This window comes from Sphingomonas sp. PP-F2F-G114-C0414 (assembly GCF_003688595.1).
Taxonomy (GTDB): domain Bacteria; phylum Pseudomonadota; class Alphaproteobacteria; order Sphingomonadales; family Sphingomonadaceae; genus Sphingomonas.
Genome location: NZ_RCWT01000010.1, coordinates 820,296 through 845,145, shown reverse-complemented (window position 1 = coordinate 845,145; position 24,850 = coordinate 820,296). Strand labels below are relative to the sequence as shown.

Sequence of the window (24,850 nt, the reverse complement as noted above, 5' to 3'; positions counted from 1 at the left end):
GGACCTTCCGTGCAGGCGGTCCGGCTCCCGTGCCGTATGCGCGCCGCCGTTGCAATCGCGCACCTTCGTGTTCCCCCGCCTCCGCGGGGGAACACGAAGGGTGTTGCGCCGCCTGCGCGCCCGGTGCTAGCCGCAGCCCATGTCCGTAGATACTGCAACCGTGAAGCGGATCGCGAGCCTTGCGCGCATCGCGATCACCGACGAGGACGCCGCCCGCATGGCGCCGGAACTCGGAAACATCCTTGGCTGGATCGAGATGCTCGAAGAGGTCGACACGACCGGTATCGAGCCGATGACCGCCGTCATCCCCAACACGCTGCGGCTGCGCGACGACGTCGTCAACGCCGACCCGCTGACCGGCGGCGGGATCCGCGAGCAGGTCTTGGCCAATGCCCCGGTGGCAGAGCATGGTTTCTTCGCCGTGCCGAAGGTGATCGAATAATGACCGACCTCACAGATTTCGGGATCGCAGGCATCCGCGACGGCGTCCGCGATGGCAGCTTCAAGGCGCGCGAAGTTGCTGATGCATTCATCGTAAAGGTGAGCCAGGCCAAGGCGTTGAACGCGTTTCTTGTCGAGACGCCCGAGCACGCGATCGCCGCCGCCACTGCTGCCGACACCGCGCGCGCAGCCGGCGAGACGCTCAAGCCGCTGGCCGGCGTGCCGATCGGCATGAAGGACCTGTTCTGCACCAAGGGCGTCACCACGACCGCGGCGAGCCACATCCTCGAAGGCTTCACGCCGACCTACGAATCGACCGTCTCGCAGAACCTGTGGGACGCGGGCGCGGGGATGCTCGGCAAGCTGAACATGGACCAGTTCGCGATGGGCTCGTCGAACGAAACGTCAGCGTTCGGCAACGTGATCTCGCCTTGGAAGCGCAACGACGGCGGTAATGCTTCGCTAGCCCCCGGCGGGTCTTCGGGTGGCTCGTCGTCGGCAGTCGCCGCACGGCTTTGCCCCGGCGCGACTGGTACCGACACCGGCGGCTCGATCCGCCAGCCCGCCGCGTTCACCGGCATCTCCGGCATCAAGCCGACCTATGGCCGCTGCTCGCGCTGGGGGACGATCGCGTTCGCCTCGTCGCTCGACCAGGCGGGGCCGATGGCACGCGACGTCAAGGACTGCGCGATCCTGCTGGAGGCGATGGCCGGATTCGATTCGAAGGACGGCACCTCGTTGCAGCTCGACGTGCCGAAGTGGGAAGCGGGTTTGTCCGGCAATCTCAACGGCCTGCGCGTCGGTATTCCCAAGGAATATCGCGTCGACGGGATGCCCGAGGAGATCGAGGCGCTCTGGCAGCAGGGCATCGACTGGATGAAGGATGCCGGCGCGACGATCGTCGAGGTCTCGCTCCCGCACACCAAATACGCGCTGCCCGCTTATTACATCATCGCACCCGCCGAAGCGTCGTCGAACCTCGCGCGCTATGACGGCGTCCGCTACGGGATCCGCGACCTGCCGACGGGTGCCGGCTTGCAGGACATGTACGCCGCGACGCGCGCCGACGGTTTCGGCCCCGAGGTGAAGCGCCGCATCATGATCGGCACCTACGTGCTCTCGGCCGGTTTCTACGACGCGTATTACACGCAGGCGCAGAAAGTCCGGACGCTGATCGCGCGCGATTTCGCGCGGGCTTGGGAGACGTGCGACGTGCTGCTGACGCCGACCGCACCCTCGGCGGCGTTCGCGCTCGGCGAGAAGTCGGCCGATCCGATCGCGATGTATCTGAACGACGTCTTCACCGTGCCGTCTTCGCTCGCGGGGTTGCCGGCGATGTCGGTACCGGGTGGGCTCGACAAGCAGGGTCTGCCGCTCGGGCTTCAGATCATCGGCAAGCCGCTCGACGAGCAAGGCGTGCTGAACGCAGGGCTCGCGATCGAACAGCGAGCAGGATTTACCGCGCGACCAGAGGCTTGGTGGTAACATGAGCGATTACAGGATCCAGGGCGAAACCGGCGAGTGGGAGGTCGTGGTTGGCCTCGAAGTGCACGCGCAGGTGACGTCGAACGCCAAGCTCTTCTCAGGCGCGGCAACCGCGTTCGGCGCGGAGCCCAACACGCAGGTGTCGCTGGTCGACGCGGCGATGCCGGGCATGCTGCCGGTGCCGAACCGCGAGTGCATCCGCCAGGCGGTCCGCACCGGCATGGCGATCGAGGCGCAGATCAACAAATGGTCGCGGTTCGACCGGAAGAACTATTTCTACGCCGATCTGCCGCAGGGCTATCAGATCAGCCAGCTCTATCATCCGATCGTCGGTGAGGGCGCGATCGACATCAGCCTCGACGAGAAGAATCCGGATGCCGCGGGCAAGCGGATCGGCGTCGAGCGCATCCATGTCGAGCAGGATGCGGGCAAGCTGATGCACGACCAGCATCCGACCCAGTCGTATGTCGACCTCAACCGGTCGGGCGTCGCGCTGATGGAGATCGTGTCGAAGCCCGATCTGGCATCGCCAGCGGAAACAGGGGCTTACCTGCGAAAGCTGCGATCGATCCTGCGCTATGTAGGCTCGTGCGACGGCAACATGGAAGAGGGCTCGATGCGCGCCGACGTCAACGTCAGCGTGCGCAAGCCCGGCGACGAGCTCGGCACGCGGACCGAGACGAAGAACGTCAATTCGGTGCGCTTCGTGATGGCGGTGGTCGAGCAGGAGGCCAAGCGTCAGGTCGAGGTGCTCGAGGCCGGTGGCAAGATCCAGCAGGAGACGCGGCTCTACGATCCCGATCGCAACGAGACACGCTCGATGCGATCGAAGGAAGACGCGCATGATTACCGCTACTTCCCCGATCCCGATTTGTTGCCGCTGGTGCTCGACGACGCGTTCCTCGCCGAGTGCCGTGCGTCGTTGCCGGAGCTGCCGGATGCGAAGCGGGCTCGATACGAGGCGCTCGGGATTACCGCGTATCAGGCGACGGTGCTGACTGCCGAAGTCGAGGCGGCGCGGTGGTTCGATGCGTTGCTGGACGCGGGCGCGAAGCCGGCGGCGGCGGCGAACTGGACGACGTCGGAACTGTTCGGCGCGCTGAACCGGACCGGCAAGGACATCGAGAACTCGCCGGTGTCGCCGGCTCAGGCGGCGGAATTGCTGGGGCTGATCGCCGACGGCACACTGTCGGGTAGTCTCGCCAAGCAGGTGTTCGAGGTGATGCTCGAGACCGGCGACGGCGCGGCGAAGGTCGTCGAGGATCGCGGGTTGAAGCAGACCAGCGATACCGGCGCGATCGAGGCCGTGATCGCCGAGGTGATGGCGGCGAACGCGGACAAGGTTGCGGATTACCGCGGCGGCAAGGACAAGCTGTTCGGGTTCTTCGTCGGGCAGACGATGAAGGCGATGGGGGGGAAGGCTAACCCTGCTGTCGTGAATGAGGTGCTGAAGGGGATGCTCGGGGAGTCGGTGGCTTCCTAAGGCTACCGTCTTCCTCGCTCTCCCGCACCTACCGGTTTCCCGCCCATGTCCGTTCTCCCGCGATGGCGGGAGTCAAGGGTAACGAAACGCAGCGCTGCTTGATTCCTGGGCCCCCGCGTTCGCGAGGGAACTAGCAGAAGTGTAGTTCGCCCGCCTCCAACGCACCCACCCCGGCGAAGGCCGGGGCCCAATTGGGGGACGGTGATAACGGTGAGCAGCGCTTCGTTACTGCAACCTTTCCAATTGGGCCCCGGCCTTCGCCGGGGTGGTTGTGTATGGAGGCAGCCTTACGCGTCCACCTTCTGCGGATGATGCGGCACCAGGATCAGCGTGTTCTCCTCCACCCGCCACGACGCCAGCCGCGACAGGAAATTCATCCCCAGCACGTTCGTCTCGCCAAACGCCGGCGAAACCACCACCTGCAAATCCCGCGCAACGATCGCACCGAGGCGCAAGCTCGCGATCGTCCCCGTCTTCGCCGCGATCGACCCGTTGGCGGTCTGCAAAACCATCGGCACCACGCCGACCCGCGCGTCGATCCCCGCAGCGTCCGCCGTCTGTTCCGAAATCGCGGTGATCGTCGCGCCGCTATCGATCAGCAGGCGACGGCTGACCCCGTCGATCGTCGCGCGCGCCCAGAAATGGCCGTCCGGCGACATTCGGATACGGACCTCGCCACCGACCACCTGCTGGTCCTCGATATTGAGGAAACGGGCGATCTTGCCGACATACGGGTCGAACTGGCGCCGCTGGTCGACCGCGACGAACAGCAAGCCGACCAGCACGAGCGTCATGCCGATATTCACCAGCGTCCGCACGATCGGAATGCGCTGCGCGACGACGAGCACGACGACGGCGATGCCGAGTGCAACATACAGCGTGTGCGGTTGGCTGGGGTTGGGCAGCGTGAAGATCGACGGGTCCTGAAACAGAGGTGAATGCAGTATCTTAGCGTAGTCGCGGCAACCTGTATCGGTGCTGACCGACGCATGGGCGAACGATGCTCGAAAAAGGACCGATCCGAAACTGGCCGAATTGCCGTCCCCGCGGATTGCGCATGTAAGTCGAACGCGCTTCACTGAGACGGGGAGGCGGCAGATGGCGATCAGATGGAGAATAACGGTCGCGATCCTGACGCTCGTCATCGGTCAGGCGTCGGCTGCATCAAGCCGGTCGAGTGGCGAGCGGCGGCTTGCGGCGATGACGCCGGCGCAATTCCAGGCCCGAACGACGCTCCAGGACGACGCTCTGGACACCGTCGCGACGATCACCACGGCGAACGGGTTCGTCGAGCGAAAGCCGTTGCTGGGGCCCGCGCTCGATGATGTCTTTCTTCGGGCCTTTATCGACAAGACCACGGGCCGGGCCTCGTATCAGGCGTATGTCAGGATACGGTATCGCGACTATGGTTGGGCGAACTGGAATACAGCCAATTATGCAACGCCCGCGGGGCCGCGCGCAGTCGCGACGCAACGGATTGCGCGCGTGAGGGCATCATGTTCGAGGGGCTTTGCCTGCCTGAGGTCCGAGACCATCGGATTTGCGATCGCCGCGCCACTATTGAATGCTAATGCCAAACTGTATGCGGGTGAGGGAACACCGTCATGGCCATTCAAGATATCGGCGCAAAACGGCGGTGAACGCTCGTTCCTACTCTCGATGGCGGAAATCGCCGGTCTGTTGATGGCGGTCGATGCGTATCGCACCGACCACCATCTGCCGTCCTCGTGACGCTTACTGCGCGTCGTCGTCCTGGTTCTTGACGACACCACCGGTGCCACCGACGCCATCATGCAGGCCGCTGTCCGTGAACGTCTCGGGCTCGTCGCCGCCTTCGCCGCGCTCGACCGCGTCGGAGCGCGACTCAACCGCCTGTTCGATATCGCTGCGAGTGTCCTCGTCACGATCGTCGGGGAGCGTTTCGGGGTTCGTGCCGGAATGCGGATCGCTCACGCTCAAAACTCCGGCTGGACGGGTGCGGGATCGTTCGACGGCGTTCCAGGCGCTGGCACGTCGATGTCCGGCGCGGGCGGATTGAACTCGGGCGGCGGCGCGGTCGGCTCGACGGGCGACGTCGGGGTCGGGAATTCTGCCGGGGGTTGGGTAGCCATGATGTCTCTCCTTCTGGATGTTCAACGCCTGTAATCGAGCGCGGTTGCGTTGGGAGTTGCCTATGTGCTTGCCCCCGCATGCAACGTTGGTATAGACGCGCCCGCTACGGCGATGTCCTGTGCGGGCGTGGCGGAACTGGTAGACGCGCTTGGTTTAGGTCCAAGTATCGCAAGATGTGGGGGTTCGAGTCCCTTCGCCCGCACCAGCCCGCCGCGCAGGCGAGGCGACCGCCCGAAGAATTATCCTGAATGCTCTTTTAGACAAAGGCCGGACATGCAGACTGTCGAGACGTTGAACGAGGGCCTCAAGCGCGCCTTTACGCTCACCATCACCGCGAAGGATATCGATGCCAAGGTCGATGTCGAGCTGAAGCGCCTCGCGCCGCAGATGAAGATGCCGGGCTTCCGTCCGGGCAAGGTGCCGGCGAACCTCATCCGCAAGATGCACGGCCCGGCGCTGACGCAGGACGCGCTGAACGCGGCGATCCAGGAGAGCGTCCAGACGCTCGTCGCCGAGAAGCAGCTTCGCCCCGCGATGCAGCCTTCGGTCGAGCTCGAAGACGGCTATGATCTCGGCAAGGACGCCGTGGTCAAGGTCGAGATGGAGGTCCTCCCGCAGGTTCCGGCACCGGCGATCGACGGCCTGAAGCTCGAGCGCCTGACCGTGCCCGTCGCCGACGACGCTGTGACCGAGCAGCTCCAAAAGTTCGCCGACCAGCAGAAGAAGTGGGACGACGCGGCTGACGATTATGTCGCCAAGATGGGCGATCTCGTCACCGTCGACTTCGTCGGCAAGACCGCCGACGGCGTCGCGTTCGAGGGCGGCACGGGCACCGACATGGGCGTCGAGCTCGGTTCGGGGCGTCTCATCCCCGGCTTCGAGGATCAGCTCGTCGGCGTGAAGACCGGCGACGACAAGGTCCTGAACGTGACCTTCCCCGAGGAGTATCAGGAGAAGTCGCTCGCAGGCCAGCCGGCGACGTTCGACATCACCGTCAAGTCGGTGAAGACCGCGGGCGAGAGCAAGATCGACGAGGATCTGGCCAAGTCGCTCGGTCTCGAGAGCCTGGAGCAGCTCACGGGCCTGCTCAAGGGTCAGATCGAGCAGGAGCATAACGGTCTCACGCGCACGCACATGAAGCGCAAGCTGCTCGACCAGCTCGCCGAGGGGCATGACTTCGAAGTGCCGCCGTCGATGGTCGAGGCCGAGTTCAACCAGATCTGGTCGCAGCTCCAGCACGAAGCCACGCACGAGGCCGATCCCGAGGCCGCGATGGCCGAGATGGAAGGCGAGCGCGACGATTACCGCAAGATCGCCGAGCGTCGCGTGCGTCTGGGTCTGCTCCTGTCCGAGATCGGCCAGGCGAACGGCGTCGAGGTTTCGAACCAGGAAATGCAGCGTCTGCTCGCCCAGGCAGCGCAGCAATATCCCGCCGAGCAGCGCCAGCAGTTCATGCAGTACGTCCAGCAGGAGCCGATGGCGGCTGCCCAGCTGCGTGCGCCGCTGTACGAGGACAAGGTCGTCGACTTCCTGTTCGAGAAGGCCGAGATCACCGACCGCGAAGCCACGCGCGAGGAGCTGGAAGCCGCGATCGAGAGCGAGGACGGGTTCGCCAGCGGCACGCACACGCATGACCACGACAACCACAAGCCGAAGAAGAAGGCCGCGGCCAAGAAGGCCAAGCCAGCTTCGGACGAGGCTGCTTCGGATGACGCCGTGACGGACGAGGCACCGGCTTCGGACGCGACGGAAGAGGCCAAGCCTGCGAAGAAGGCGCCCGCCAAGAAGAAGGCGGCTCCGGTCGAAGCGGAGACGGCCGTGACGGAGTCGTCGCCGGTCGCTGCCGAGAACGCAGAGGGCACCGAAGCTGCCGACGCACCGGTGAAGAAGCCGCGCGCGAAGAAGGCTCCGACCAAGACCGAGGCGTAAGCTTCGCATCCGTCATGCCGGGCTCGTTCCGGCATCCACCGTTCCGCACACTTTCAACCCGGTGAGCATGTGGGACGGTGGACCCCGGGACAAGCCCGGGGTGACGGGTGGATGGGGATCGGTAAGGGATTGTTTCCCCGCGAAGGCGGGGACCCAGACTGGGCTCCCGCCTTCGCGGGAGAACAAGGAAGTGAAGAGGCGTCCGTGCCCGAGGTGTTCAGCCTGAAGGCGCCGTACGTCGATTGTGGCGTTTCAATGCAAGGGCAGGGCATGACCGAACCTAGAATCGCCGTCCTGCTCCCGTGCTACAACGAGGACGCTGCGATCGCGCAGACGATCGCGGGCTTCCGCGACGCGCTGCCGGGCGCCACGATCTACGTCTACGACAACAACAGCGCCGATCGCACGATCGAGGTCGCGCGTGCCGCCGGCGCCGTCGTCCGAACCGAGCGCATCCAGGGCAAGGGCGCGGTCGTCCGCCGCATGTTCGCCGACATCGATGCGGACATCTACGTCATGGCCGATGGCGACGCGACCTACGACGCCGCCTCCGCCCCGAATCTGGTGGCTCGCGTGCTCGACGAGCAGCTCGACATGGTCGTCGGCTCACGCATCAGCCAGGTCCAGGAATCCTACCGCCGCGGCCACCGCTTCGGCAACGCGCTGCTCACCGGTATGCTCGCCCGCCTGTTCGGCCGCAGCTTCACTGACATCCTCTCAGGGTACCGCGTCTTCTCGCGCCGGTTCGTGAAGAGCTTCCCGTCGCTGTCCGCCGGGTTCGAGATCGAGACCGAGATCAGCGTCCATGCGCTCGAACTCAAGATGCCGATCGGCGAGGTCGAGACGCCCTATTACGCGCGCCCCGAAGGCTCCGAATCGAAGCTCAGCACCTACGGCGACGGCTGGCGCATCCTCCGCACGATCATGACGCTCTACCGGATCGAGCGGCCGCTCTGGTTCTTCGGCGCGATCGGCAGCGTGTTCGGTCTGCTCGCATTGATCCTCGGTATCCCGCTGGTGTTGACCTATATCGAGATCCACCAGGTCCCCCGCTTCCCGACCGCGATCCTGATCACCGGCCTCGGCATCTTCGCCGCGCTCAACGTCTTCACCGGCCTGATCCTGGACACGGTCGTAAGAGGCCGCCGCGAAGTCCGCCGCCTGGCATACCTGGCCTACCCCGCCCCAGGCATCTGACTCCCTCGCCCCTCCGGGGAGAGGGCAGGAGGGGCCACCTGGCGACGGGAGGGTGAGGGGCGGTTGGCGGATCTCAACCGCCCCTCACCCTCCCACCCGTAAGCGCAGGCGGGCCCCTCCCTCTCCCCGGAGGGGCGAGGGTAAGCCGTCCCCATACGGCGATGCGAAGGGCTTGAACTCCCCTCTCGGACCGCCGATGTTAGCGGTTCACTGGGGCATAAGAGAGATTTCCATGCACAATCCGTTCGAGACCGGCGATTTCGCGAGCCCGTTGGCCAGCGCCGGGCTCGGCCTGCAGCAGACGCACGCAGGCCTGGTTCCCATCGTCATCGAGCAGTCGAACCGCGGCGAGCGTTCGTTCGACATCTTCTCGCGCCTGCTCCGCGAGCGCATCATCTTCGTGACCGGTGGCGTCGAGGACGGCATGGCCTCGCTGATCACCGCACAGCTGCTCTTCCTCGAGTCCGAGAACCCGAAGAAGGACATCTTCATGTACATCAACTCGCCGGGCGGTGTCGTCACGGCGGGCATGGCGATCCACGACACGATGCGGTATATCCGTCCACGCGTCGGCACCGTCTGCATCGGCCAGGCTGCGTCGATGGGCAGCTTCCTGCTCGCGAGCGGTGAGCCCGGCATGCGCGTCGCGATGACCAACGCGCGCATCATGATCCATCAGCCATCGGGTGGTGCACAGGGCATGGCCAGCGACATCGAAATCCAGGCTCGCGAGATCCTGCGTATTCGCAAGCGCATGAACGAACTGTATTCGCAGTATACCGGCCAGCCGATCGAAGAGATCGAGCGCCGGATGGACCGCGATACGTTCCTCGAAGCGAACGAAGCGAAGGATTTCGGGCTGATCGACGAGGTGTTCGACAAGCGTCCGGCGGTATCCGAGGATGCCCCCAAACCCGCTTGAACGACACTGGCATGGGGTGAATCGTAAACCCCGCCGGTTTATTTGATTGTAGGAACTCCGGGGTGCGTTACGGTAGCGGCCCCGGAAACGGCACGTGCACCGACATGCGCGAGAGGTGATTGAATGACGAAGCTGAGCGGTGGCGACTCGAAGAGCACCCTCTATTGCTCGTTCTGCGGGAAGTCGCAGCACGAGGTCCGCAAGTTGATCGCCGGGCCGACGGTCTTCATCTGCGACGAGTGCGTCGAGCTATGCAACGACATCATCCGTGAGGAGACGAAGTCTGCGCTGGTGTCCAAGAAGGACGGCGGCGTGCCGACTCCGCAGGAGATCTGCGATGTCCTCGACGATTATGTGATCGGTCAGAAGCGCGCCAAGCGCGTGCTGTCGGTAGCGGTGCACAATCACTACAAGCGGCTCAACCATGGCGCCAAGGGTGCCGATGTCGAACTGTCCAAGTCGAACATCCTGCTGGTCGGGCCGACCGGTTGCGGCAAGACGCTGCTCGCGCAGACGCTCGCGCGCATCCTCGACGTGCCATTCACGATGGCCGATGCGACGACGCTGACCGAAGCGGGTTACGTCGGCGAGGATGTCGAGAACATCATCCTCAAGTTGCTCCAGGCATCGGACTATAACGTCGAGCGGGCGCAGCGCGGGATCGTCTACATCGACGAGATCGACAAGATTTCGCGCAAGGCCGAGAACCCCTCGATCACGCGCGACGTGTCGGGCGAGGGCGTGCAGCAAGCGTTGCTGAAGCTGATGGAAGGCACCACAGCGTCGGTGCCGCCACAGGGTGGCCGCAAGCATCCGCAGCAGGAATTCCTGCAGGTGGATACGACCAACATACTGTTCATCTGCGGCGGTGCGTTCTCGGGTCTCGAGAAGATCATCGGTGATCGCCTACAGGGTAAGTCGATCGGTTTCGGCGCGTATGTCGCCGGCCCGGACGAGCGCAAGACCGGCGAGACGCTGAAGTCGGTCGAGCCTGAGGATCTGCTCAAGTTCGGGCTCATCCCCGAGTTCGTCGGCCGTTTGCCGGTGATTGCGACGCTCGAGGATCTCGATGTCGACGCGCTGGTGAAGATCCTCAAGGAGCCGAAGAACGCGCTGGTCAAGCAGTACCAGAAGCTGTTCGAGATGGAGGACGTCGCGCTTGGCTTCACCGACGACGCGCTGGTGTCGGTCGCCAAGAAGGGTATCGAACGCAAGACTGGCGCGCGCGGGCTGCGCTCGATCCTGGAGAGCATCCTGCTCGACACGATGTTCGACCTGCCCGGCATGGACGGTGTCGACGAGGTGATGATCGACAAGGACGTGATCGAAGGCCGCAAGGAACCGATCCGGGTGTATGCCGAGAAGAAGAAGACCGGCGACGCCGCCTGATCCCTCCCGACGCTAACGAAGTGGGCGCCAGCGCGGATTGGATGTCGCAATAGGTCGAATAGTATCGCATGGTAGGTGTTGGGGGAGCGATGTTTTTCGTATCAGGACGATCGGCTTGGCGATGGGAGACCTCGGGCGGCGGCGGATTAAGCTTGGATGTCGTCGCGGTCTCCGGCGGCGTCCTGAAGCTGTTCGATCCGAACGCCAAGCGTCAGGTGTTCCACTATGGCGGTGTCGGTGCGGGGCTCAGCACCCCGGGATTGAAAGTACCGAAATTGGGTGGGACGATCGGTCGATGGCTGTCCGGGCGGGCCTTCAACGGCAGCGGCGCTCCCACCTCGCTCTGGAATGATGGCTTTATCATGAAGGGCGCCGCTGCCGCTCACCGTGAACTCACCCGGGCAGACTTCATCGGGCCGTGCATCATGGGCGACGTCGGGATTTCATCGCCGATCAAGGGACGTAGTTTCGGCTTCTTCCTTTGCGGATTGAACCCACAAGCCTTCATCGATCTGACCAATCCGGCCTTGCTGATCATCGACACGCTACGCGGGGTCGGTCCGCTGAACCCCAGCGCTGTGATCGGATGGCAGGGGGATACGCGGGGTCTGGTTGCGGGCGGCACGGGGTATCTCGGATATATCGGGTGAGCAGATGCGGGTAACCCTCTTCTTTATACTCTGTCTCGCGGCAGTCTGCTTTGTGTCGGCGTTCAAGATCGCGACAAGCCCGCCCACGGTCGATCGTGCGACCATCACGGCGCCTGGAGTGGTGACGACGCTGGCGGATGGGCCACATCATGCGATCGTGACGGTGGCACCACGCGGAGGATCGCCTTTCACCTTTCCGGCGAACACGCAGGCGGGCCTGGACAAAGGTCAGCAAGTGACCGTGCGGTATCAACCTGGTGAAGCCGTCGCGACGGCACACGTCGTCGAAGCCGGCGCCACCGGTAATGCGACAACTGTCTGGTCGCTCGTCATCGTGGGGGTGCTGCTGCTGGCCGCTGCCGGAATTGGCCCTTACGTAGTGCGGTTGTATCCGGATGTGTTCGCCTTCCGCATACGACCGTGAGCCTTCGCTCCCGTACGACTAAGGTCGATCAGTTGAGCAGGTGGCATGTAGTACGACGTTGCCGGGCTCTCTCGAACGCGTGACGAGAACAGGTTCCGACTACGTGCTGTTCAGGCTCGGCGGCGACCGGGCGATCGATCCGATACGGCGCGTAGCAGCACAGATACTCAGCTTCTATCAGCGAGCGCCGATCCATATCTTGGCCGATGCGGTCTGGGGCGAGTTTGACTGGATGATGTCGTCGCTGCTCCGGTGCGCCCTGCTACGGCTTTGTCGCCGACGCGCACACTATTGGCTTGGGCAGGCTGGCACGAAATTGCCTTCATCGGGTTGGCCGGGGAGCCTGTTCGTGGCTGCAATATGGCTGGGTTTGGTGGTGGCCGTATATCAGGTGTTTCCGATTCTGCCGGACGCGTTGATCCGTTAGACGAACGGGCGACTGGCGAAGGCCGGGTCGACCGGCGAAGGTGAATGAGAAAGCCGGATATCCTCGGCCGGATGAAACACGCCGACCAACCTTCAATGCCCTTTGGCGCCGACCTTGTGGCGAGCTTGCTGCGCACGAAACACTGTCACGCGGACCCATCGCGCCCCTCGCGCATTCGTTATTTAAGTGGAACGAGGGAGCATGCATGACGATCGAAGTGGCCGACCGACCGAACGAACACGTGGCGGAGACGATGCCGGACCGTCTGGCGCTCCCGATCTGGACGCTGATCGCGCCGGGCCTGGGGCTACTCGCCGTCCTCGTCGGCCTCGCCAAGATGGGTACGCTCGGCACCGCAGCCGCCGTGATCGTGTTGATCGGCAGCGTGCTCGCCGCGGTGCATCACGCGGAAGTCATCGCGCACAAGGTCGGCGAACCGTTCGGCACGCTGGTCCTCGCGATCGCGGTCACCGTGATCGAGGTGTCGCTGATCGTATCGCTGATGCTCTCCAACGCCGGCGACGCGACCACGCTTGCGCGCGACACGGTGTTCGCGGCGATCATGATCATCCTCAATTTCATCATCGGCATCTGCCTGCTCGCGGGCGCGGTGCGGCATCATGAGCAGCGGTTCACGCTGAAGGGCATGACCGCCGCCCTCGGCGTGCTCGCGGCGATGGCGGTGCTGTCGCTGATCCTGCCGAACTACACGTCGTCGACACAGGGCCCGACCTACGCATCGTCGCAGTTGATCTTCGTCGCGGTCGTGTCGCTGATCCTCTACGGGACGTTCGTGCTGGTCCAGACGGTACGCCACCGCGATTATTTCCTGCCGTCGACCGACGACAAGGACGATCACGCTGCGCCGCCATCGGGCCGCGCGACGGGCATCGCCTTCGCCGCGCTGCTGGTGGCGCTCGTCTCGGTGGTGCTACTCGCGAAGACGCTGTCGCCGACGATCGAAGCCGCGGTGCTCGGTGCCGGCCTGCCGCTGACGGTGGTGGGCGTGGTGATCGCAGCGCTGGTGCTCGCGCCGGAAAGCCTTGCAGCCTACAAGTCGGCGCGGCGTAATCGGTTGCAGACCAGCCTCAACCTCGCGCTCGGCTCGGCATTGGCGACGATCGGGCTGACTATCCCGAGCGTGGCGATCGTGTCGCTGGTGCTCGACCTGCCGCTTGCGCTCGGCATCGACGCGAAGAGCATGACGCTGTTGGCGCTGTCTCTGTTCGTCGCCACGCTATCACTCGGCACCGGGCGGACGACGGTGTTGCAGGGCGTCGTTCACCTCGTGATCTTCGCCGCCTATCTGTTCACGACGGTGGTGCCGTAAGCTCAGGGGCCCTGCGTCGATAGGTAGGCGATGACGGCGGCGCGGTCCTTTGGGTCGGGAAGGCCAGCGAACGCCATCGTCGTGCCGGGCACCATCTTGCGCGGGTTGGTGAGCCACGCGTCCATGCGCTTGGCATCCCAGTTGCCGCCGAGTGCTTTCAGCCCGGCGGTGTAGGAGAAGCGCGGGCGTCGCTCGCCGATCGGATTGCCCATGACCGCGTAGAGGTTCGGACCGTCGGTATCGCCCGCATATTGCCCGATCGTGTGGCAGGCGGTGCAGCGGCGGAAGACGCGTTCGCCGCTGGCGATCTGGCTGGTCGTGCCAGCGTCAGGGCTCGAACCGCAGCCGGCGAGCGCCAATGCCAGCAGGGGCCACCCCGGCAGGGTCATCGTTTCTGGCGTGCGGCCAAGGCGAGGCCGGCGGCGATCTGCGCGACGGCGTAGAGGCGACGGCGGCCTGGGCGGTCGACGAACGGCTTCACGAGTTTCTCGGTCCCGAGCGCATCGTCCTTCCAGAGATCGACGTGGCGGCGGGGTTGGAGGAGGCCGATCAACCCGTCCCCAACCATGAAGATCGCTGCCATCTCCGCCGCGCGACACGCCCAAATGTTCTCCTGCGCACGCAGGAGGCCAGGAGCCACGGGCGTTGTCTCTCGGGACCCTGGGCCCCCGCCTTCGCGGGGGAACACGGACGAGTCGCTCATTGGGGCTTGGCCTTCGCAGCTTGCGCGGCCTTCCAGGCGGCCACGTCTTCCAGTGCCACACTACGCCGCAAGACCAGCGCGTCAGGATCAATCACGACATGCGCGCCCGCCGGGACGGACAAGATCGCCTTCCCCCCAGTCATCGGCAAAGTCCGCGTCTTGCCATCGATCTGCACCTGCACCGGCAGCGGGAACGCGCCGTTCCCCGGCACTTTCCACGCCAGCGCCAGCGTATTCCCCGTCCGCGTCTCGACCAGTTCAGGCAAAGCTGCCTGCCTGAGATACACGTCGAAGAACCACGCATAGTTCTTCCCCGTCACCTTCCGGACGAGCGCTTCATATTCCTTCGTCGACCCGAACCGCGGCGCGAAATTCCCCGGCTTCGGGTCCGCGCGCCCGTACACCGCCAGCCGGGTCACGTCGAAGAACGCCTTGTCGCCGATCAGGCTCCGCAGCGTGTGGAGCATCCACGACCCCTTGTAGTAGATGTCCTGCCCCGCACCGCCCTTGTCGAGTTCGTACACCTCCTCCTCGGTGGTGACGCGCTGCTGCGTGATCGGCTTGAGGTTCATGATCGAGGTGCGTTCGCCCTGCATCATCGCCGCATACCGCGCACGCCCCTCGCGCCACTGGCCATAGAGCGGCTGCATGTACGTGCCATACCCCTCGTGCAGCCAGTAATCGTCCCAGTTGGCGGCGGTCAGCTGATTGCCGAACCACTCGTGCGCGAATTCGTGCTGGAACAGCCAGTCGAACCCCTCCGGCGCCTTCTCGTAGCCATTACCGTAGGCGTTGATCGTCTGATGCTCCATGCCCTTGTGCGGCGTCTCGACCACGCCGAGCTTCTCGTCGCCGAACGGGTAGGGGCCGATCATGCTCTCGAAGAAATCGAGCGTCGGCGCGAACTCGGCGAACAGCTTTTCGGCCTGCACCTTCTCGCCCGGCAGATACCAGTAATACATCGGGATGCTGTTGCCGAAGCGGCTCTTGTACGCGCCGCTGATCTCCTCATACGGCCCGACGTTCAGCGCGATGCCATAGGTGTTGGGATGCTTGGCGCGCCAGTTCCACGTCGTCCGGCCGTCCGCGAGCGTATCGACGCCGAGCAGCACGCCGTTCGACGGTGCCTTCAGCCCCTTCGGCACGGTGATGTGGAGCGTCACCAGCGCAGGCTCGCCGGTCGGGAAGTCGAGGCACGGCCAGAACAGGTCGCAGCCATAGCCTTCCGCGGTCGTCGCGAACCACGTCCGGCCATCGGGCGTCTTCGACCAGACCAGGCCGTCGTCCCACGGTGCCTTCACCGCGACGTGCGGCGTGCCGCCATAGGTGATCTTCGCCGTGACCTTGCCGCCGGCTGCGACCGGCTTGGGCAGCGTGATTGTGAGCCGTCCCTCGGGATTGCTCCACGCCGACGAAGCGAGTGGCACGCCGTCGATCGCGATCGCGCTGACCGGCAGATTGCGGTCGAGGTCGATCGGCAGGCGGGTGAGGGGGGCCTTCGCCGTAAAGACCAGCGTAGCCACGCCGTTCAGGCTCTCCGTCTCGGGCAACACTTCGAACGCCAGGTCCGCGCTGTCGAACCGTAGCGCGGTCTGCTCGGGCGTGAGAACCCCCCCCGAACGCTGCGTCTGCGCAGTGATCGCCGGCTCTCCCTTTTTCGGAAGCGGGGCGGCGGCGAGAAGCGCGGTGGCGCTGGCGGCGAGGAGAAAACGCGAGATCATGCCGCGTTCTCGCGCGTAGCTAAGGGCGACACAAGTCCTGCCGTGCCTCCGTCATGCCGGACTCGTTCCGGCATCCACCGTTCCGCACGCTCGACAGACGTGAGTTCGCGGAACCGTGGACCCCGGAACAGGTCCGGGGTGACGGGGTCTTTGTGGCGTCGTTTTGGACCGGATCGTACCGATCCCATCGCCAAGCAATTGATGGACGGTTCATCCTCACCATATAAGCTGTTAGATTATGCCCCCATGCAGGCACCCACCGGAGCGTTCATGACCCAGTACCCCGTCCTTCCCCTTCGCGACATCGTCGTGTTCCCGCACATGATCGTGCCGCTGTTCGTCGGCCGCGATAAATCCGTTGCCGCGCTCGAAGCGGCGATGGCGGCGGACAAGGAGATCTATCTCGTTGCGCAGGTCGACCCGGCCGAGGACGATCCCTCGCGCGACGACCTCTATTCGATGGGCGTCACCGCGACCGTGCTCCAGCTGCTGAAGCTCCCCGACGGCACGGTTCGCGTGCTCGTCGAAGGCAAGGGACGCGCGACTCTGGAAACGCTCGACGAAAGCGGCGACTTCCTGACCGCCACGGTCGAGCCGGTCGCCGATGCCGAGGTCGAAGGACCGGAACTCATCGCGCTGATGCGCTCGGTGGTCGACCAGTTCGAGAACTACGCCAAGCTCAACCGCAAGCTCTCGTCGGAAACGTCGGTGCAGTTGTCCGAGATCGAGGACGCGTCGAAGCTCTCCGACGCGGTGATCGCGAACGTCCAGATCAAGGTTGCCGAGAAGCAGGCGATCCTGCTCGAAACCAACCCGTCGAAGCGCCTCGAGATGGCGTTCGCGGCGATGGAGGGCGAGTTGGGCGTCCTGCAGGTCGAGAAAAAGATCAAGAGCCGCGTCAAGCGCCAGATGGAGAAGACGCAGCGCGAATATTACCTCAACGAGCAGTTGAAGGCGATCCAGCGCGAACTCGGCAACGAGGACGGCGAGGGCGAAGGCGACGAGATCGCCGAACTGACGCAGAAGATCGCGACGCTCAAGATGAGCAAGGAGGCGCGCGGCAAGGCGACGTCGGAGCTGAAGAAGCTCAAGACGATGGCGCCGATGAGCGCCGAGGCGACCGTTGTGCGCAATTATCTAGACGTGCTGCTCGGGCTCCCATGGGGCAAGAAGTCGAAGATCAAGAAGGACATCGCCGCCGCACAGGTGACGCTGGACGAGGATCACTACGCGCTCGAGAAGGTCAAGGATCGGATCGTCGAGTATCTCGCCGTCCAGGCGCGCACCAACAAGCTCAAGGGGCCGATCCTGTGCCTCGTCGGCCCTCCGGGTGTCGGCAAGACCTCGCTCGGCAAGTCGATCGCCAAGGCGACGGGGCGCGAGTTCATCCGCCAGTCGCTCGGCGGCGTGCGTGATGAAGCCGAGATTCGCGGGCATCGCCGCACCTATATCGGTTCGCTGCCGGGCAAGATCGTGACGAACCTGAAGAAGGCCGGCACGTCGAACCCGCTGTTCCTGCTCGACGAGATCGACAAGCTCGGTCAGGATTTCCGCGGCGATCCGGCGTCGGCGCTGCTCGAGGTTCTCGATCCGGAGCAGAACGGCAAGTTCCAGGATCACTATCTGGAGGTCGATATCGACCTGTCGGACGTGATGTTCGTCTGCACGGCGAACTCGCTGAACCTGCCGCAGGCGCTGCTCGACCGGATGGAGATTATCCGTCTGGAGGGCTATACCGAGGACGAGAAGGTCGAGATCGCCGAGCGTCATCTGGTCGAGAAGCAGATCGAGGCGCACGGCCTGAAGCCGGGCGAGTTCACGCTGACGCAGGAAGGGCTTCGTACGCTCATCCAGCAATACACGCGTGAGGCCGGCGTGCGTACGCTGGAGCGCGAGATCGCCAAGCTGTGCCGCAAGGCGCTGCGCCAGATCCTCGAGAACAAGACGACCAGCGTCACGATCACGCCCGAGAACGTTGGCGAATATGCCGGCATCCAGAAGTATCGTCATGGGCTCGGCGAGACCGAGAACCAGATCGGTGCGGTCACCGGGCTTGCCTGGACCGAGGTCGGCGGCGAGCTGCTGACGATCGAGAGCGTGACGGTCGCGGGCAAGGGGCAGGCCAAGCTTACCGGCAAGCTCGGCGACGTGATGAAGGAGTCGATCGAGACCGCGTTCAGCTTTGTCAAGGCACGCGCGCCGAGCTATGGGATCAAGCCGAGCCTGTTCGCGCGGAAGGATATCCATATCCATCTGCCTGAGGGTGCGGTGCCGAAGGACGGTCCGTCGGCGGGTATCGGCATGGTCACGTCGATCGTCTCGACGCTGACCGGCGTGCCGATTCGGCGCGAGGTGGCGATGACCGGCGAGGTGACGCTGCGTGGTCGCGTGCTGCCGATCGGTGGTCTCAAGGAGAAGCTGCTCGCCGCGCTGCGTGGCGGGATCGAGACGGTGCTGATCCCCGCGGAGAATGAGAAGGATCTCGCGGAGATCCCGGCGAACATCAAGGCGGGGTTGAAGATCATCCCCGTTTCGCATGTCGACGAGGTTCTTCGTTTGGCGCTGACCGAACCACTCGAAGCGATCGAGTGGACCGATGCGGATGAGCTGGCGGCGCTGCCACCGGCACCGATCGCGCCGGTCGGGGGTGGCCTTCACCACTGATCCATGTTTGGTAAGCCATGACGCGGCGGTTTCGTTTGACAGCAGACGGGGCCGCCGCATTATTGCGCGCTGAGTGCAGTCGCGAGTCCATCGTGGCTGATTCGAGTTTTTTCCGGGGGATTATATGAACAAGCAGGAGCTGATCGCGACGGTTGCCGACACGTCCGGGCTGGTAAAAGCCGACGCGGTCAAGGCAGTCGAGGCGGTGTTCGACGCGATCGAGGCATCGCTCAAGAAGGGCGACGAGGTTCGTCTGGTCGGTTTCGGCACGTTCTCGATCTCGAAGCGCAAGGCGTCGACCGGCCGCAATCCCCGGACCGGCGAGCCGATGACGATCAAGGCGTCGACCCAGCCGAAGTTCAAGGCCGGCAAGGGCCTGAAGGACGCGGTCAACTAGGACCGGTGTCGATAGGGCTGGACAGGTGGACGGGGTCTGCCTAAAGGCCCGCTTCCGAACGAGTTTCGGGCGCGTAGCTCAGTGGTAGAGCACACCCTTCACACGGGTGGGGTCGCTGGTTCAATCCCAGCCGCGCCCACCAGATTTACGCCGGTCCCTTCGCACGAAGGGGCCGGCGTTGCTGTTTCGGGCGTGGGTCGGGGTAGCGTGATCACGCAGCACGCACCATTAACCCTCGTCCGTCATCCTGACGAAAGTCAGGATCCACGGTAATCAAGCGCAATCATTCTTGGTACTGGATCCTGACTTTCGTCAGGATGCCGGGGGGGGGGCGTGGCGGGGCACCCGGCAAAGATCACTCCTTCGCACAACATGACAGCTTCTTCATTAGGCTGGTTCGTTCGATCGAACTAAACGCCCTCCGTGGTCCAGTCCCGACTCCTCGACATCGCGATCAGCGAATTCGGCACCAAGGGGCTGGAGGGGGCGAGCACGCGCGGGATCGCCGCCGCCGCGGGCACCGCGATGTCCTCGATCACCTATCATTACGGCGGCAAGGAGGGCTTGTACCTCGCGGCCGCCGACCGGATCGCCGAGCGCATGTCCGCGGTGATGGGCGACCCGTCCGAGTTGTCGCACGACGTCGCAGCGGACGATGCCAGCGAAGCCCGCGCCCAGATCCACCGCATCTTCGGCCGGCTGGCGGACAAGATGGCGAGCAACGAAAGTGCCGACTGGACGCTGTTCGTCCTGCGCGAACAGATGAAGCCGAGCGAAGCGTTCGAGCGCATCTACGGCGGCGTTATGGGCCAGATGGTGCGCCGGCTCAGCGACCTCGTCTGCATCGCAACCGGCTGCGCCGAGATCCGCACTGGCAGGATCGCGACGATCACCTTGATGGGACAGGTCATCACGCTGCGGGCGAACCGCGCGACCTGCCTCAAACTGCTCGAGCGGGACTCGCTCGAACCCCAAGACATCTTCGATATCAAGGCGCGGATCGACGCCAATATCGACGCCATTCTCGATTCGATGCGTGCTGAAGAACAGGGCCAGGCATGACCGACCAGACGAACCACTCCGACACCGACCACGACGACGAGGATCGCAAGGACGATCCGAACGGCGAGGACCAGCAGTCCGACACCGAACAGCAGGACGAGTCCGAGGACGACAAGAAGCCGTCGGTGTTCAAGAAGCCGCTGTTCTGGATCATCCTAGTCATCGTCGTCGGCGGGCTGATCATCGGCGGCGTGCTTTATTGGCTGCACGCGCGGCAGTTCGAGTCGACCGACGATGCTTTCGTCGACACGCACATCGTCCGCCTCGCGCCACAGGTCGCGGGCACGCTGATGCAGGTCGCCGATATCGACAACCGTCACGTCGAAGCGGGCCGCCTGCTTGCGGTGATCAAGTCGTCGGGCCGCCATGCGCAGGTCGTCGAGGCGCAGGCGAACGAATCGCAGGCCCGCGCACAGTTCGCGCAGGCGCAGGCGCAGGTCACCGCCGCCGAGGCGCAACGCCAGCAGGCGGCCGCCCAGGCGCGCGTGCCGATGGCGGCGGCGGTAAAGGCCCAGCAGGATCTCGCGCGCTACGAGGCGTTGCTGCGGCTCGATCCGAGCGCGGTCGCCGGCCAACAGCTCGATCAGGCGCGCGCTACCGCTCGCCAGACCGCCGCCGATGCCGCTGCCGCGCGCGAACAGATCGACACCGCCACTGCACAGATCAGCGTCGCCAGGAAGCAGGTTGGCGCGGCCAAGTCGGTGATCGACGCCCGTCGCGCGCAGGTCGACCAGGCGAACGTCACGATCGGCGATCTCCGCGTGACCGCGCCGGTCGCAGGGCAGGTGGTCAACCGCTCGGTCAATGTCGGCTCCTATGTCGCGCCCGGCACGCAGCTGATGGCGATCATCCCCGACAAAATGTGGGTGACCGCCAACTTCAAGGAAACGCAGCTTACCCTGATGCGGATCGGCCAGCCCGTCGACATCCACGTCGACGCGTATCCCGGCGTCGACTTCAAGGGCCATGTCGACTCGATCCAGCGCGGCGCCGGCCAGGCGTTCGCCCTGCTGCCGCCGCAGAACGCGACCGGCAACTACGTGAAGGTGGTCCAGCGCGTGCCGGTGCGGATCGTGTTCGACGCCAAGAACGGCCCCGATCCAAAGCGCTATCCGATCGGCCCGGGCATGTCGGTGGTGCCGACCGTCAAGGTCCGCTGAGGTGGCGAAAGCTCCTGCAAAAGCCGATGCGGGAGGCGGCCATACTTGGTCGCCGAGCCGGTCGGCGGCGGGCAAGTACAGCCCGTGGCTGATCGTCGCGATCATCTCGATCCCGACCTTCATGGAGGTGCTCGACACCTCGATCGCCAACGTCGCGCTCGATCATATCTCGGGCGGGCTGTCGATCACCACCGACCAGGCGACCTGGGTGCTGACCAGCTACCTCGTCGCCAACGCGATCGTCATTCCAATCTCGGGCTGGCTGTCGGACGCGATCGGCCGGAAGCGCTATTTCCTCCTCTCGATCGCGTTGTTCACGCTCGCCTCGCTGCTCTGCGGCCTCGCGCCGAACATCGGCACCCTCGTCGTCGCCCGCGTCTTACAAGGCATCGGTGGTGGCGGATTGGCACCAGTCGAACAGTCGATCCTCGCCGACACCTTTCCGCCCAAGCAACGCGGGATGGCGTTCGCCGCGTTCGCGATCGTCGTCGTCGTCGGCCCCGTGCTCGGGCCGACGCTGGGCGGATACATCGTCGAATATTCGAGCTGGCACTGGGTGTTCCTGATCAACGTCCCCGTCGGCATCGCCGCGTGGTTCCTGGTCGAGACGTTCGTCGACGAGCCGGACCAGGTGAAGAAGGACCGAGACGAGCGGTTCAAGAACGGCCTGACGATCGACTATGTCGGCGTCGCGCTGGTCGCGCTCGGGCTCGGCTTCCTCGAACTCACCTTCGATCGCGGCGAGCGTGAGGACTGGTTCGCGAGCGGCTTCATCGTCATGTCGGCGATCATCGCCGCGGTGTCGCTGGTGACGCTCGTCGTCTGGGAGTTGAACCATAAGGACCCGGTGATCGACCTCAAGCTGATGAAGAACCGCAACTTCGCGCTGACGATCGGCGTGATGGGCGTCACCGGCATGATTCTGTTCGGCACCACGCAGCTCATACCGCAGATGCTGCAACAGGTGCTCGGCTACAGCTCGCTCGACGCCGGCCTCGCGCTGACCGCGGGTGGTCTGGCGACGCTCGTCATGGTGCCGTTCGCAGGGCGGCTGAGCGGGCTGGTCGACGTCCGTTTCCTGCTGTTCCCGGCGTTGCTGGTGCAGGCGTTTGCGCTGTGGAACATGAGCCACCTGACCGCCGACATCGCGTTCTCCGATGCGGCGTTCGCACGGCTGTTCCAGGCGATGGCGCTGCCGTTCCTGTTCGTGCCGATCAACGCGATCGCCTATGTCGGGCTCAAGCAGACGCAGACCGCACAGGCGTCGAGCCTGCTCAACGTCTCGCGTAATCTCGGTGGGACGATCGGCATCTGCTTTGCACAGACTCAGCTCGCAGGCGGGTTGCAGCGGCACCAGTCGGAACTGACGCAGACGCTCAACCCGCTCGATCCGAATTACAATGACTGGATGCAGAAGGCGACAAGCGTGTTCGGCGGGCAGGGCGATGCGACGACGCCGTTGGCCGTTCTCTACAGCCAGATGCAGCGGCAGGCGACGATGCTTGCGTTCCTCGACGTGTTCCGCGCGATGATGGTGGTCGTGCTGTGCGTCGCGCCACTGGTTCTATTCATGCGCTCCGGCAAGACCGGCGGCGCGCCCTCGGGAGGGATGCATTGATGCGTGCGCGGTTCATGGTGGTTGCGGTTGCGGCCCTGCTCGCGGGGTGCACCGTCGGCCCGAATTACGTCGCCCCCGAGATGGCGGTGCCGCCGGCGTTCGTCGGTCCGCAAGCCACAGTGGGTGCGACCGTCGATCCGGCACGCTGGTGGTCGGCGTTCGACGATCCGCAACTCGACGGCCTCGTCGAGCGCGCGCTGAAAGGCAATCCCGACATCGCGATCGCCGCCTCGCGCGTGCGGCAGGCACGGTTGCAGGAGATCGTCGCGCGCTCGCAAGGATTGCCGAGCGTCAACGCGAGCGCCAGCCCGAGCCATATCGAGTTCAGCAAGAATGCCGGCCTCTCGTCGATCGCACGCGCGTTCAGCGGCGGCACGGGGGCAGGCGGCACCGGCTCGACCGGCGGCATCGCTTTGCCTGGCAGCGGGATCACGACTTACTCGGTCGGGTTCGACGCAAGCTGGGAGCTCGACCTGTTCGGCGGCGTCCGGCGCAGCACCGAGGGCGCGCGGGCGCGGACGGAAGCGGCGGTCTGGTCTAAGCGCGACGCGGCGGTGACGCTCGCGGCGGAAGTCGCGCAGGCGTATTTTGCGCTTCGGCTCGACCAGGCGCAGCTTGCGACGATCGAGGGCGAGATCGCCAACCAGCAACGTGCACTGACGATCGCGGGCAACATCGCGAAGGTCGGCCTCGTCCCGCCGATCGACGTCACTCGCCAACGCGCTTCGATTACGTCGACACAGGCGCGCGCCGAGCCGGTCCGCGCCGATGTCGACGTCCGCATGCACGCACTGGCGATCCTACTCGGCGAGCCGCCCGCGACGCTGATGGCCGAACTCGCGGCGCCTTCGGTCGCCCCGCTCGGCGTGCCGACGATCCCGGCCGGGTTGCCTTCCGAACTGTTGCGCCGTCGCCCCGACATCCGCGGGGCAGAGCGCGATCTGGCTGCCTCGACCGCGGATATCGGCGTGGCAGTCGCGGATATGTATCCGAAGTTCAGCCTAACCGGCATGAGCCAGCTGATCTCGACCGCTTTGGGCAATCTGTTTTCGGGTGACAGCCTCCAGCTGACCGCTTCGGGCGCTGCGCAGTTCCCGTTGCTCGACTGGGGCCGGCGTAAGTCGGTCGTGAAGTCGCGCGAGGAAGACCGCGAGCAAGCGTATCTCCGCTATCGCTCGACGGTGTTGCAGGCGTTGCGCGACGTCGAGGACCCGCTTGCGCAGATCGCTGCCGAGCGGCGTCGGAACGCGGCGTTGCAGCGCGCGGTGATCGATGCGCAAAGCAGCGCGAACGCGGCGGAGTCGCAGTACCGGACCGGCTTCGTGGCGCAGACGACGCTGCTGAATGCGGAGACGGATGTGCTGACGGCGCGCGAACAGCTGGTGTCGAGCGATGCGCAGTTGCGGCAGCTGACGGTAGCGCTGTTCAAGGCGCTGGGTGGGGGTTGGGAGCAGGCGGAGTAGGAGCGCGCTTCACCTCGTCCGCTACCCACACCTAATTGTTCTCCCGCGAAGGCGGGAGCCCAGACTGGACTCCCGCCTTCGCGGGAGAACAAGCTAGTTAGTGGACTGCACCCGTTCCACGAGCACCACCCCGGCGAAGGCCGGGGCCCAATTGGGAAACGTCGGTGACCTAGGTGTGCGCTTCATCACTGCGACCTTGCCAATTGGGCCCCGGCCTTCGCCGGGGTGGTAGTCTTTTTGGGCAGGTGCTTTCAGCGAGCAGGCGTTATTCAG

The 24,850-nt window shown here is 64.9% G+C and carries 24 protein-coding genes and 2 tRNA genes; 20 read left to right on the top strand and 6 right to left on the bottom strand.

Features of this window, described 5'->3' with window-relative positions:
- Positions 1-139: 139 nt before the first annotated feature.
- From gatC to gatB, 3 genes are read left to right on the top strand one after another with little or no spacing between them, the layout of a single operon-like run.
- Entirely contained in the window at positions 140-442 is a 303-nt protein-coding gene (gatC, locus tag C8J47_RS08885) for an Asp-tRNA(Asn)/Glu-tRNA(Gln) amidotransferase subunit GatC (protein WP_056048145.1), read from the top strand.
- Positions 442-1,926, top strand: coding sequence for an Asp-tRNA(Asn)/Glu-tRNA(Gln) amidotransferase subunit GatA (gene gatA, locus C8J47_RS08880; RefSeq protein WP_121885301.1), 1,485 nt, complete (start codon positions 442-444; stop codon positions 1,924-1,926). Before gatC ends, gatA begins: the two co-directional genes overlap by 1 nt.
- 1 nt (position 1,927) lies before the next feature.
- The gene (gatB, locus tag C8J47_RS08875; RefSeq protein WP_121885300.1) at positions 1,928-3,409 is read left to right on the top strand and encodes an Asp-tRNA(Asn)/Glu-tRNA(Gln) amidotransferase subunit GatB; all 1,482 of its coding nucleotides are present in this window, start codon (positions 1,928-1,930) and stop codon (positions 3,407-3,409) included.
- A gap of 287 nt (positions 3,410-3,696) precedes the next feature.
- On the opposite strand, the gene C8J47_RS08870 is transcribed toward gatB, so the two are convergent.
- Positions 3,697-4,257 carry a TIGR02281 family clan AA aspartic protease gene (locus C8J47_RS08870; RefSeq protein WP_259467444.1) on the bottom strand — a complete coding sequence of 187 codons (561 nt, stop codon included), beginning with the start codon at positions 4,255-4,257 and terminating at the stop codon, positions 3,697-3,699.
- A 250-nt stretch (positions 4,258-4,507) separates the two neighbouring features.
- Between C8J47_RS08870 and C8J47_RS08865 the strand changes: the two genes are divergently transcribed.
- Entirely contained in the window at positions 4,508-5,140 is a 633-nt protein-coding gene (locus C8J47_RS08865; RefSeq protein WP_147454299.1) for a hypothetical protein, read from the top strand.
- Positions 5,141-5,143: 3 nt separating this feature from the next.
- On the opposite strand, the gene C8J47_RS08860 is transcribed toward C8J47_RS08865, so the two are convergent.
- Positions 5,144-5,362 carry a hypothetical protein gene (locus C8J47_RS08860; RefSeq protein ID WP_121885297.1) on the bottom strand — a complete coding sequence of 73 codons (219 nt, stop codon included), beginning with the start codon at positions 5,360-5,362 and terminating at the stop codon, positions 5,144-5,146.
- A gap of 2 nt (positions 5,363-5,364) precedes the next feature.
- Positions 5,365-5,520 carry a hypothetical protein gene (locus C8J47_RS19170; protein WP_168371595.1) on the bottom strand — a complete coding sequence of 52 codons (156 nt, stop codon included), beginning with the start codon at positions 5,518-5,520 and terminating at the stop codon, positions 5,365-5,367.
- A gap of 121 nt (positions 5,521-5,641) precedes the next feature.
- On the opposite strand from C8J47_RS19170, the gene C8J47_RS08855 reads away from it, so the two are divergent.
- The 9 genes from C8J47_RS08855 to C8J47_RS08815 all read left to right on the top strand — a co-directional run bounded on the left by C8J47_RS08855 (position 5,642) and on the right by C8J47_RS08815 (position 13,789).
- A tRNA-Leu gene (locus C8J47_RS08855) sits at positions 5,642-5,726 on the top strand.
- A 68-nt stretch (positions 5,727-5,794) separates the two neighbouring features.
- Positions 5,795-7,450 carry a trigger factor gene (gene tig, locus C8J47_RS08850; RefSeq protein ID WP_121885296.1) on the top strand — a complete coding sequence of 552 codons (1,656 nt, stop codon included), beginning with the start codon at positions 5,795-5,797 and terminating at the stop codon, positions 7,448-7,450.
- Positions 7,451-7,720: 270 nt separating this feature from the next.
- Positions 7,721-8,647 (top strand): glycosyltransferase family 2 protein, encoded by a 927-nt coding sequence (locus C8J47_RS08845; RefSeq protein WP_060524405.1) that lies wholly within the window; start codon positions 7,721-7,723, stop codon positions 8,645-8,647.
- 232 nt (positions 8,648-8,879) lie between these two features.
- On the top strand, positions 8,880-9,569 hold the full coding sequence (locus tag C8J47_RS08840; RefSeq protein WP_056057974.1) for an ATP-dependent Clp protease proteolytic subunit: 690 nt from the start codon (positions 8,880-8,882) through the stop codon (positions 9,567-9,569).
- 123 nt (positions 9,570-9,692) lie between these two features.
- On the top strand, positions 9,693-10,958 hold the full coding sequence (gene clpX / locus C8J47_RS08835) for an ATP-dependent Clp protease ATP-binding subunit ClpX (RefSeq protein WP_056048170.1): 1,266 nt from the start codon (positions 9,693-9,695) through the stop codon (positions 10,956-10,958).
- Positions 10,959-11,110: 152 nt separating this feature from the next.
- Entirely contained in the window at positions 11,111-11,608 is a 498-nt protein-coding gene (locus tag C8J47_RS08830; RefSeq protein ID WP_121885295.1) for a hypothetical protein, read from the top strand.
- 4 nt (positions 11,609-11,612) lie between these two features.
- A complete protein-coding gene (locus C8J47_RS08825) occupies positions 11,613-12,032 on the top strand; it encodes a hypothetical protein (protein ID WP_147454298.1) in 420 nt (139 codons plus the stop codon).
- A 103-nt stretch (positions 12,033-12,135) separates the two neighbouring features.
- On the top strand, positions 12,136-12,459 hold the full coding sequence (locus C8J47_RS08820) for a hypothetical protein (RefSeq protein WP_121885293.1): 324 nt from the start codon (positions 12,136-12,138) through the stop codon (positions 12,457-12,459).
- Between the two features lie 205 nt (positions 12,460-12,664).
- Entirely contained in the window at positions 12,665-13,789 is a 1,125-nt protein-coding gene (locus C8J47_RS08815) for a calcium:proton antiporter (RefSeq protein ID WP_121885292.1), read from the top strand.
- A 2-nt stretch (positions 13,790-13,791) separates the two neighbouring features.
- Here the strand turns inward: C8J47_RS08815 and C8J47_RS08810 are convergent, their stop codons facing one another.
- From C8J47_RS08810 to C8J47_RS08800, 3 genes are read right to left on the bottom strand one after another with little or no spacing between them, the layout of a single operon-like run.
- The gene (locus tag C8J47_RS08810; RefSeq protein WP_121885291.1) at positions 13,792-14,178 is read right to left on the bottom strand and encodes a cytochrome c family protein; all 387 of its coding nucleotides are present in this window, start codon (positions 14,176-14,178) and stop codon (positions 13,792-13,794) included.
- Complete coding sequence (locus C8J47_RS08805; RefSeq protein ID WP_259467443.1) at positions 14,175-14,429, bottom strand: hypothetical protein; 255 nt, start codon at positions 14,427-14,429, stop codon at positions 14,175-14,177. Before C8J47_RS08805 ends, C8J47_RS08810 begins: the two co-directional genes overlap by 4 nt.
- 59 nt (positions 14,430-14,488) lie before the next feature.
- Positions 14,489-16,213: a M1 family metallopeptidase gene (locus C8J47_RS08800; protein ID WP_121885289.1), complete on the bottom strand. Its 1,725-nt coding sequence runs from the start codon at positions 16,211-16,213 to the stop codon at positions 14,489-14,491.
- Positions 16,214-16,483: 270 nt separating this feature from the next.
- Here C8J47_RS08800 and lon point away from each other — a divergent pair, with 270 nt between their 5' ends.
- From lon to C8J47_RS08765, 7 genes are all read left to right on the top strand, one after another.
- Positions 16,484-18,877: an endopeptidase La gene (gene lon, locus C8J47_RS08795; RefSeq protein WP_121885432.1), complete on the top strand. Its 2,394-nt coding sequence runs from the start codon at positions 16,484-16,486 to the stop codon at positions 18,875-18,877.
- A gap of 124 nt (positions 18,878-19,001) precedes the next feature.
- Positions 19,002-19,274 (top strand): HU family DNA-binding protein, encoded by a 273-nt coding sequence (locus tag C8J47_RS08790; protein WP_056048186.1) that lies wholly within the window; start codon positions 19,002-19,004, stop codon positions 19,272-19,274.
- Positions 19,275-19,341: 67 nt separating this feature from the next.
- Positions 19,342-19,416: transfer RNA gene (locus C8J47_RS08785), tRNA-Val, on the top strand.
- 281 nt (positions 19,417-19,697) lie between these two features.
- Complete coding sequence (locus tag C8J47_RS08780) at positions 19,698-20,336, top strand: CerR family C-terminal domain-containing protein (protein ID WP_121885288.1); 639 nt, start codon at positions 19,698-19,700, stop codon at positions 20,334-20,336.
- A complete protein-coding gene (locus C8J47_RS08775; RefSeq protein WP_121885287.1) occupies positions 20,333-21,496 on the top strand; it encodes an HlyD family secretion protein in 1,164 nt (387 codons plus the stop codon). Before C8J47_RS08780 ends, C8J47_RS08775 begins: the two co-directional genes overlap by 4 nt.
- Before the next feature lies 1 nt (position 21,497).
- Positions 21,498-23,114, top strand: coding sequence for a DHA2 family efflux MFS transporter permease subunit (locus C8J47_RS08770; RefSeq protein ID WP_107961914.1), 1,617 nt, complete (start codon positions 21,498-21,500; stop codon positions 23,112-23,114).
- Positions 23,114-24,577 carry an efflux transporter outer membrane subunit gene (locus tag C8J47_RS08765; RefSeq protein WP_121885286.1) on the top strand — a complete coding sequence of 488 codons (1,464 nt, stop codon included), beginning with the start codon at positions 23,114-23,116 and terminating at the stop codon, positions 24,575-24,577. Before C8J47_RS08770 ends, C8J47_RS08765 begins: the two co-directional genes overlap by 1 nt.
- Positions 24,578-24,850 lie beyond the last annotated feature (273 nt).

Excerpts from the sequence above, each read along its gene's own strand:
- gatC (WP_056048145.1), top strand. The coding sequence starts at position 140 with ATGTCCGTAGATACTGCAACCGTGAAGCGGATCGCGAGCCTTGCGCGC.
- C8J47_RS08865 (WP_147454299.1), top strand. The coding sequence starts at position 4,508 with ATGGCGATCAGATGGAGAATAACGGTCGCGATCCTGACGCTCGTCATC.
- C8J47_RS08815 (WP_121885292.1), top strand. The coding sequence starts at position 12,665 with ATGACGATCGAAGTGGCCGACCGACCGAACGAACACGTGGCGGAGACG.
- C8J47_RS08790 (WP_056048186.1), top strand. The coding sequence starts at position 19,002 with ATGAACAAGCAGGAGCTGATCGCGACGGTTGCCGACACGTCCGGGCTG.
- C8J47_RS08775 (WP_121885287.1), top strand. The coding sequence starts at position 20,333 with ATGACCGACCAGACGAACCACTCCGACACCGACCACGACGACGAGGAT.
- C8J47_RS08810 (WP_121885291.1), bottom strand. The coding sequence starts at position 14,178 with ATGACCCTGCCGGGGTGGCCCCTGCTGGCATTGGCGCTCGCCGGCTGC.
- tig (WP_121885296.1), top strand. The coding sequence starts at position 5,795 with ATGCAGACTGTCGAGACGTTGAACGAGGGCCTCAAGCGCGCCTTTACG.
- clpX (WP_056048170.1), top strand. The coding sequence starts at position 9,693 with ATGACGAAGCTGAGCGGTGGCGACTCGAAGAGCACCCTCTATTGCTCG.
- C8J47_RS08765 (WP_121885286.1), top strand. The coding sequence starts at position 23,114 with ATGCGTGCGCGGTTCATGGTGGTTGCGGTTGCGGCCCTGCTCGCGGGG.
- C8J47_RS08800 (WP_121885289.1), bottom strand. The coding sequence starts at position 16,213 with ATGATCTCGCGTTTTCTCCTCGCCGCCAGCGCCACCGCGCTTCTCGCC.
- lon (WP_121885432.1), top strand. The coding sequence starts at position 16,484 with ATGACCCAGTACCCCGTCCTTCCCCTTCGCGACATCGTCGTGTTCCCG.
- gatA (WP_121885301.1), top strand. The coding sequence starts at position 442 with ATGACCGACCTCACAGATTTCGGGATCGCAGGCATCCGCGACGGCGTC.
- C8J47_RS08840 (WP_056057974.1), top strand. The coding sequence starts at position 8,880 with ATGCACAATCCGTTCGAGACCGGCGATTTCGCGAGCCCGTTGGCCAGC.
- C8J47_RS08845 (WP_060524405.1), top strand. The coding sequence starts at position 7,721 with ATGACCGAACCTAGAATCGCCGTCCTGCTCCCGTGCTACAACGAGGAC.
- gatB (WP_121885300.1), top strand. The coding sequence starts at position 1,928 with ATGAGCGATTACAGGATCCAGGGCGAAACCGGCGAGTGGGAGGTCGTG.
- C8J47_RS19170 (WP_168371595.1), bottom strand. The coding sequence starts at position 5,520 with ATGGCTACCCAACCCCCGGCAGAATTCCCGACCCCGACGTCGCCCGTC.
- C8J47_RS08825 (WP_147454298.1), top strand. The coding sequence starts at position 11,613 with ATGCGGGTAACCCTCTTCTTTATACTCTGTCTCGCGGCAGTCTGCTTT.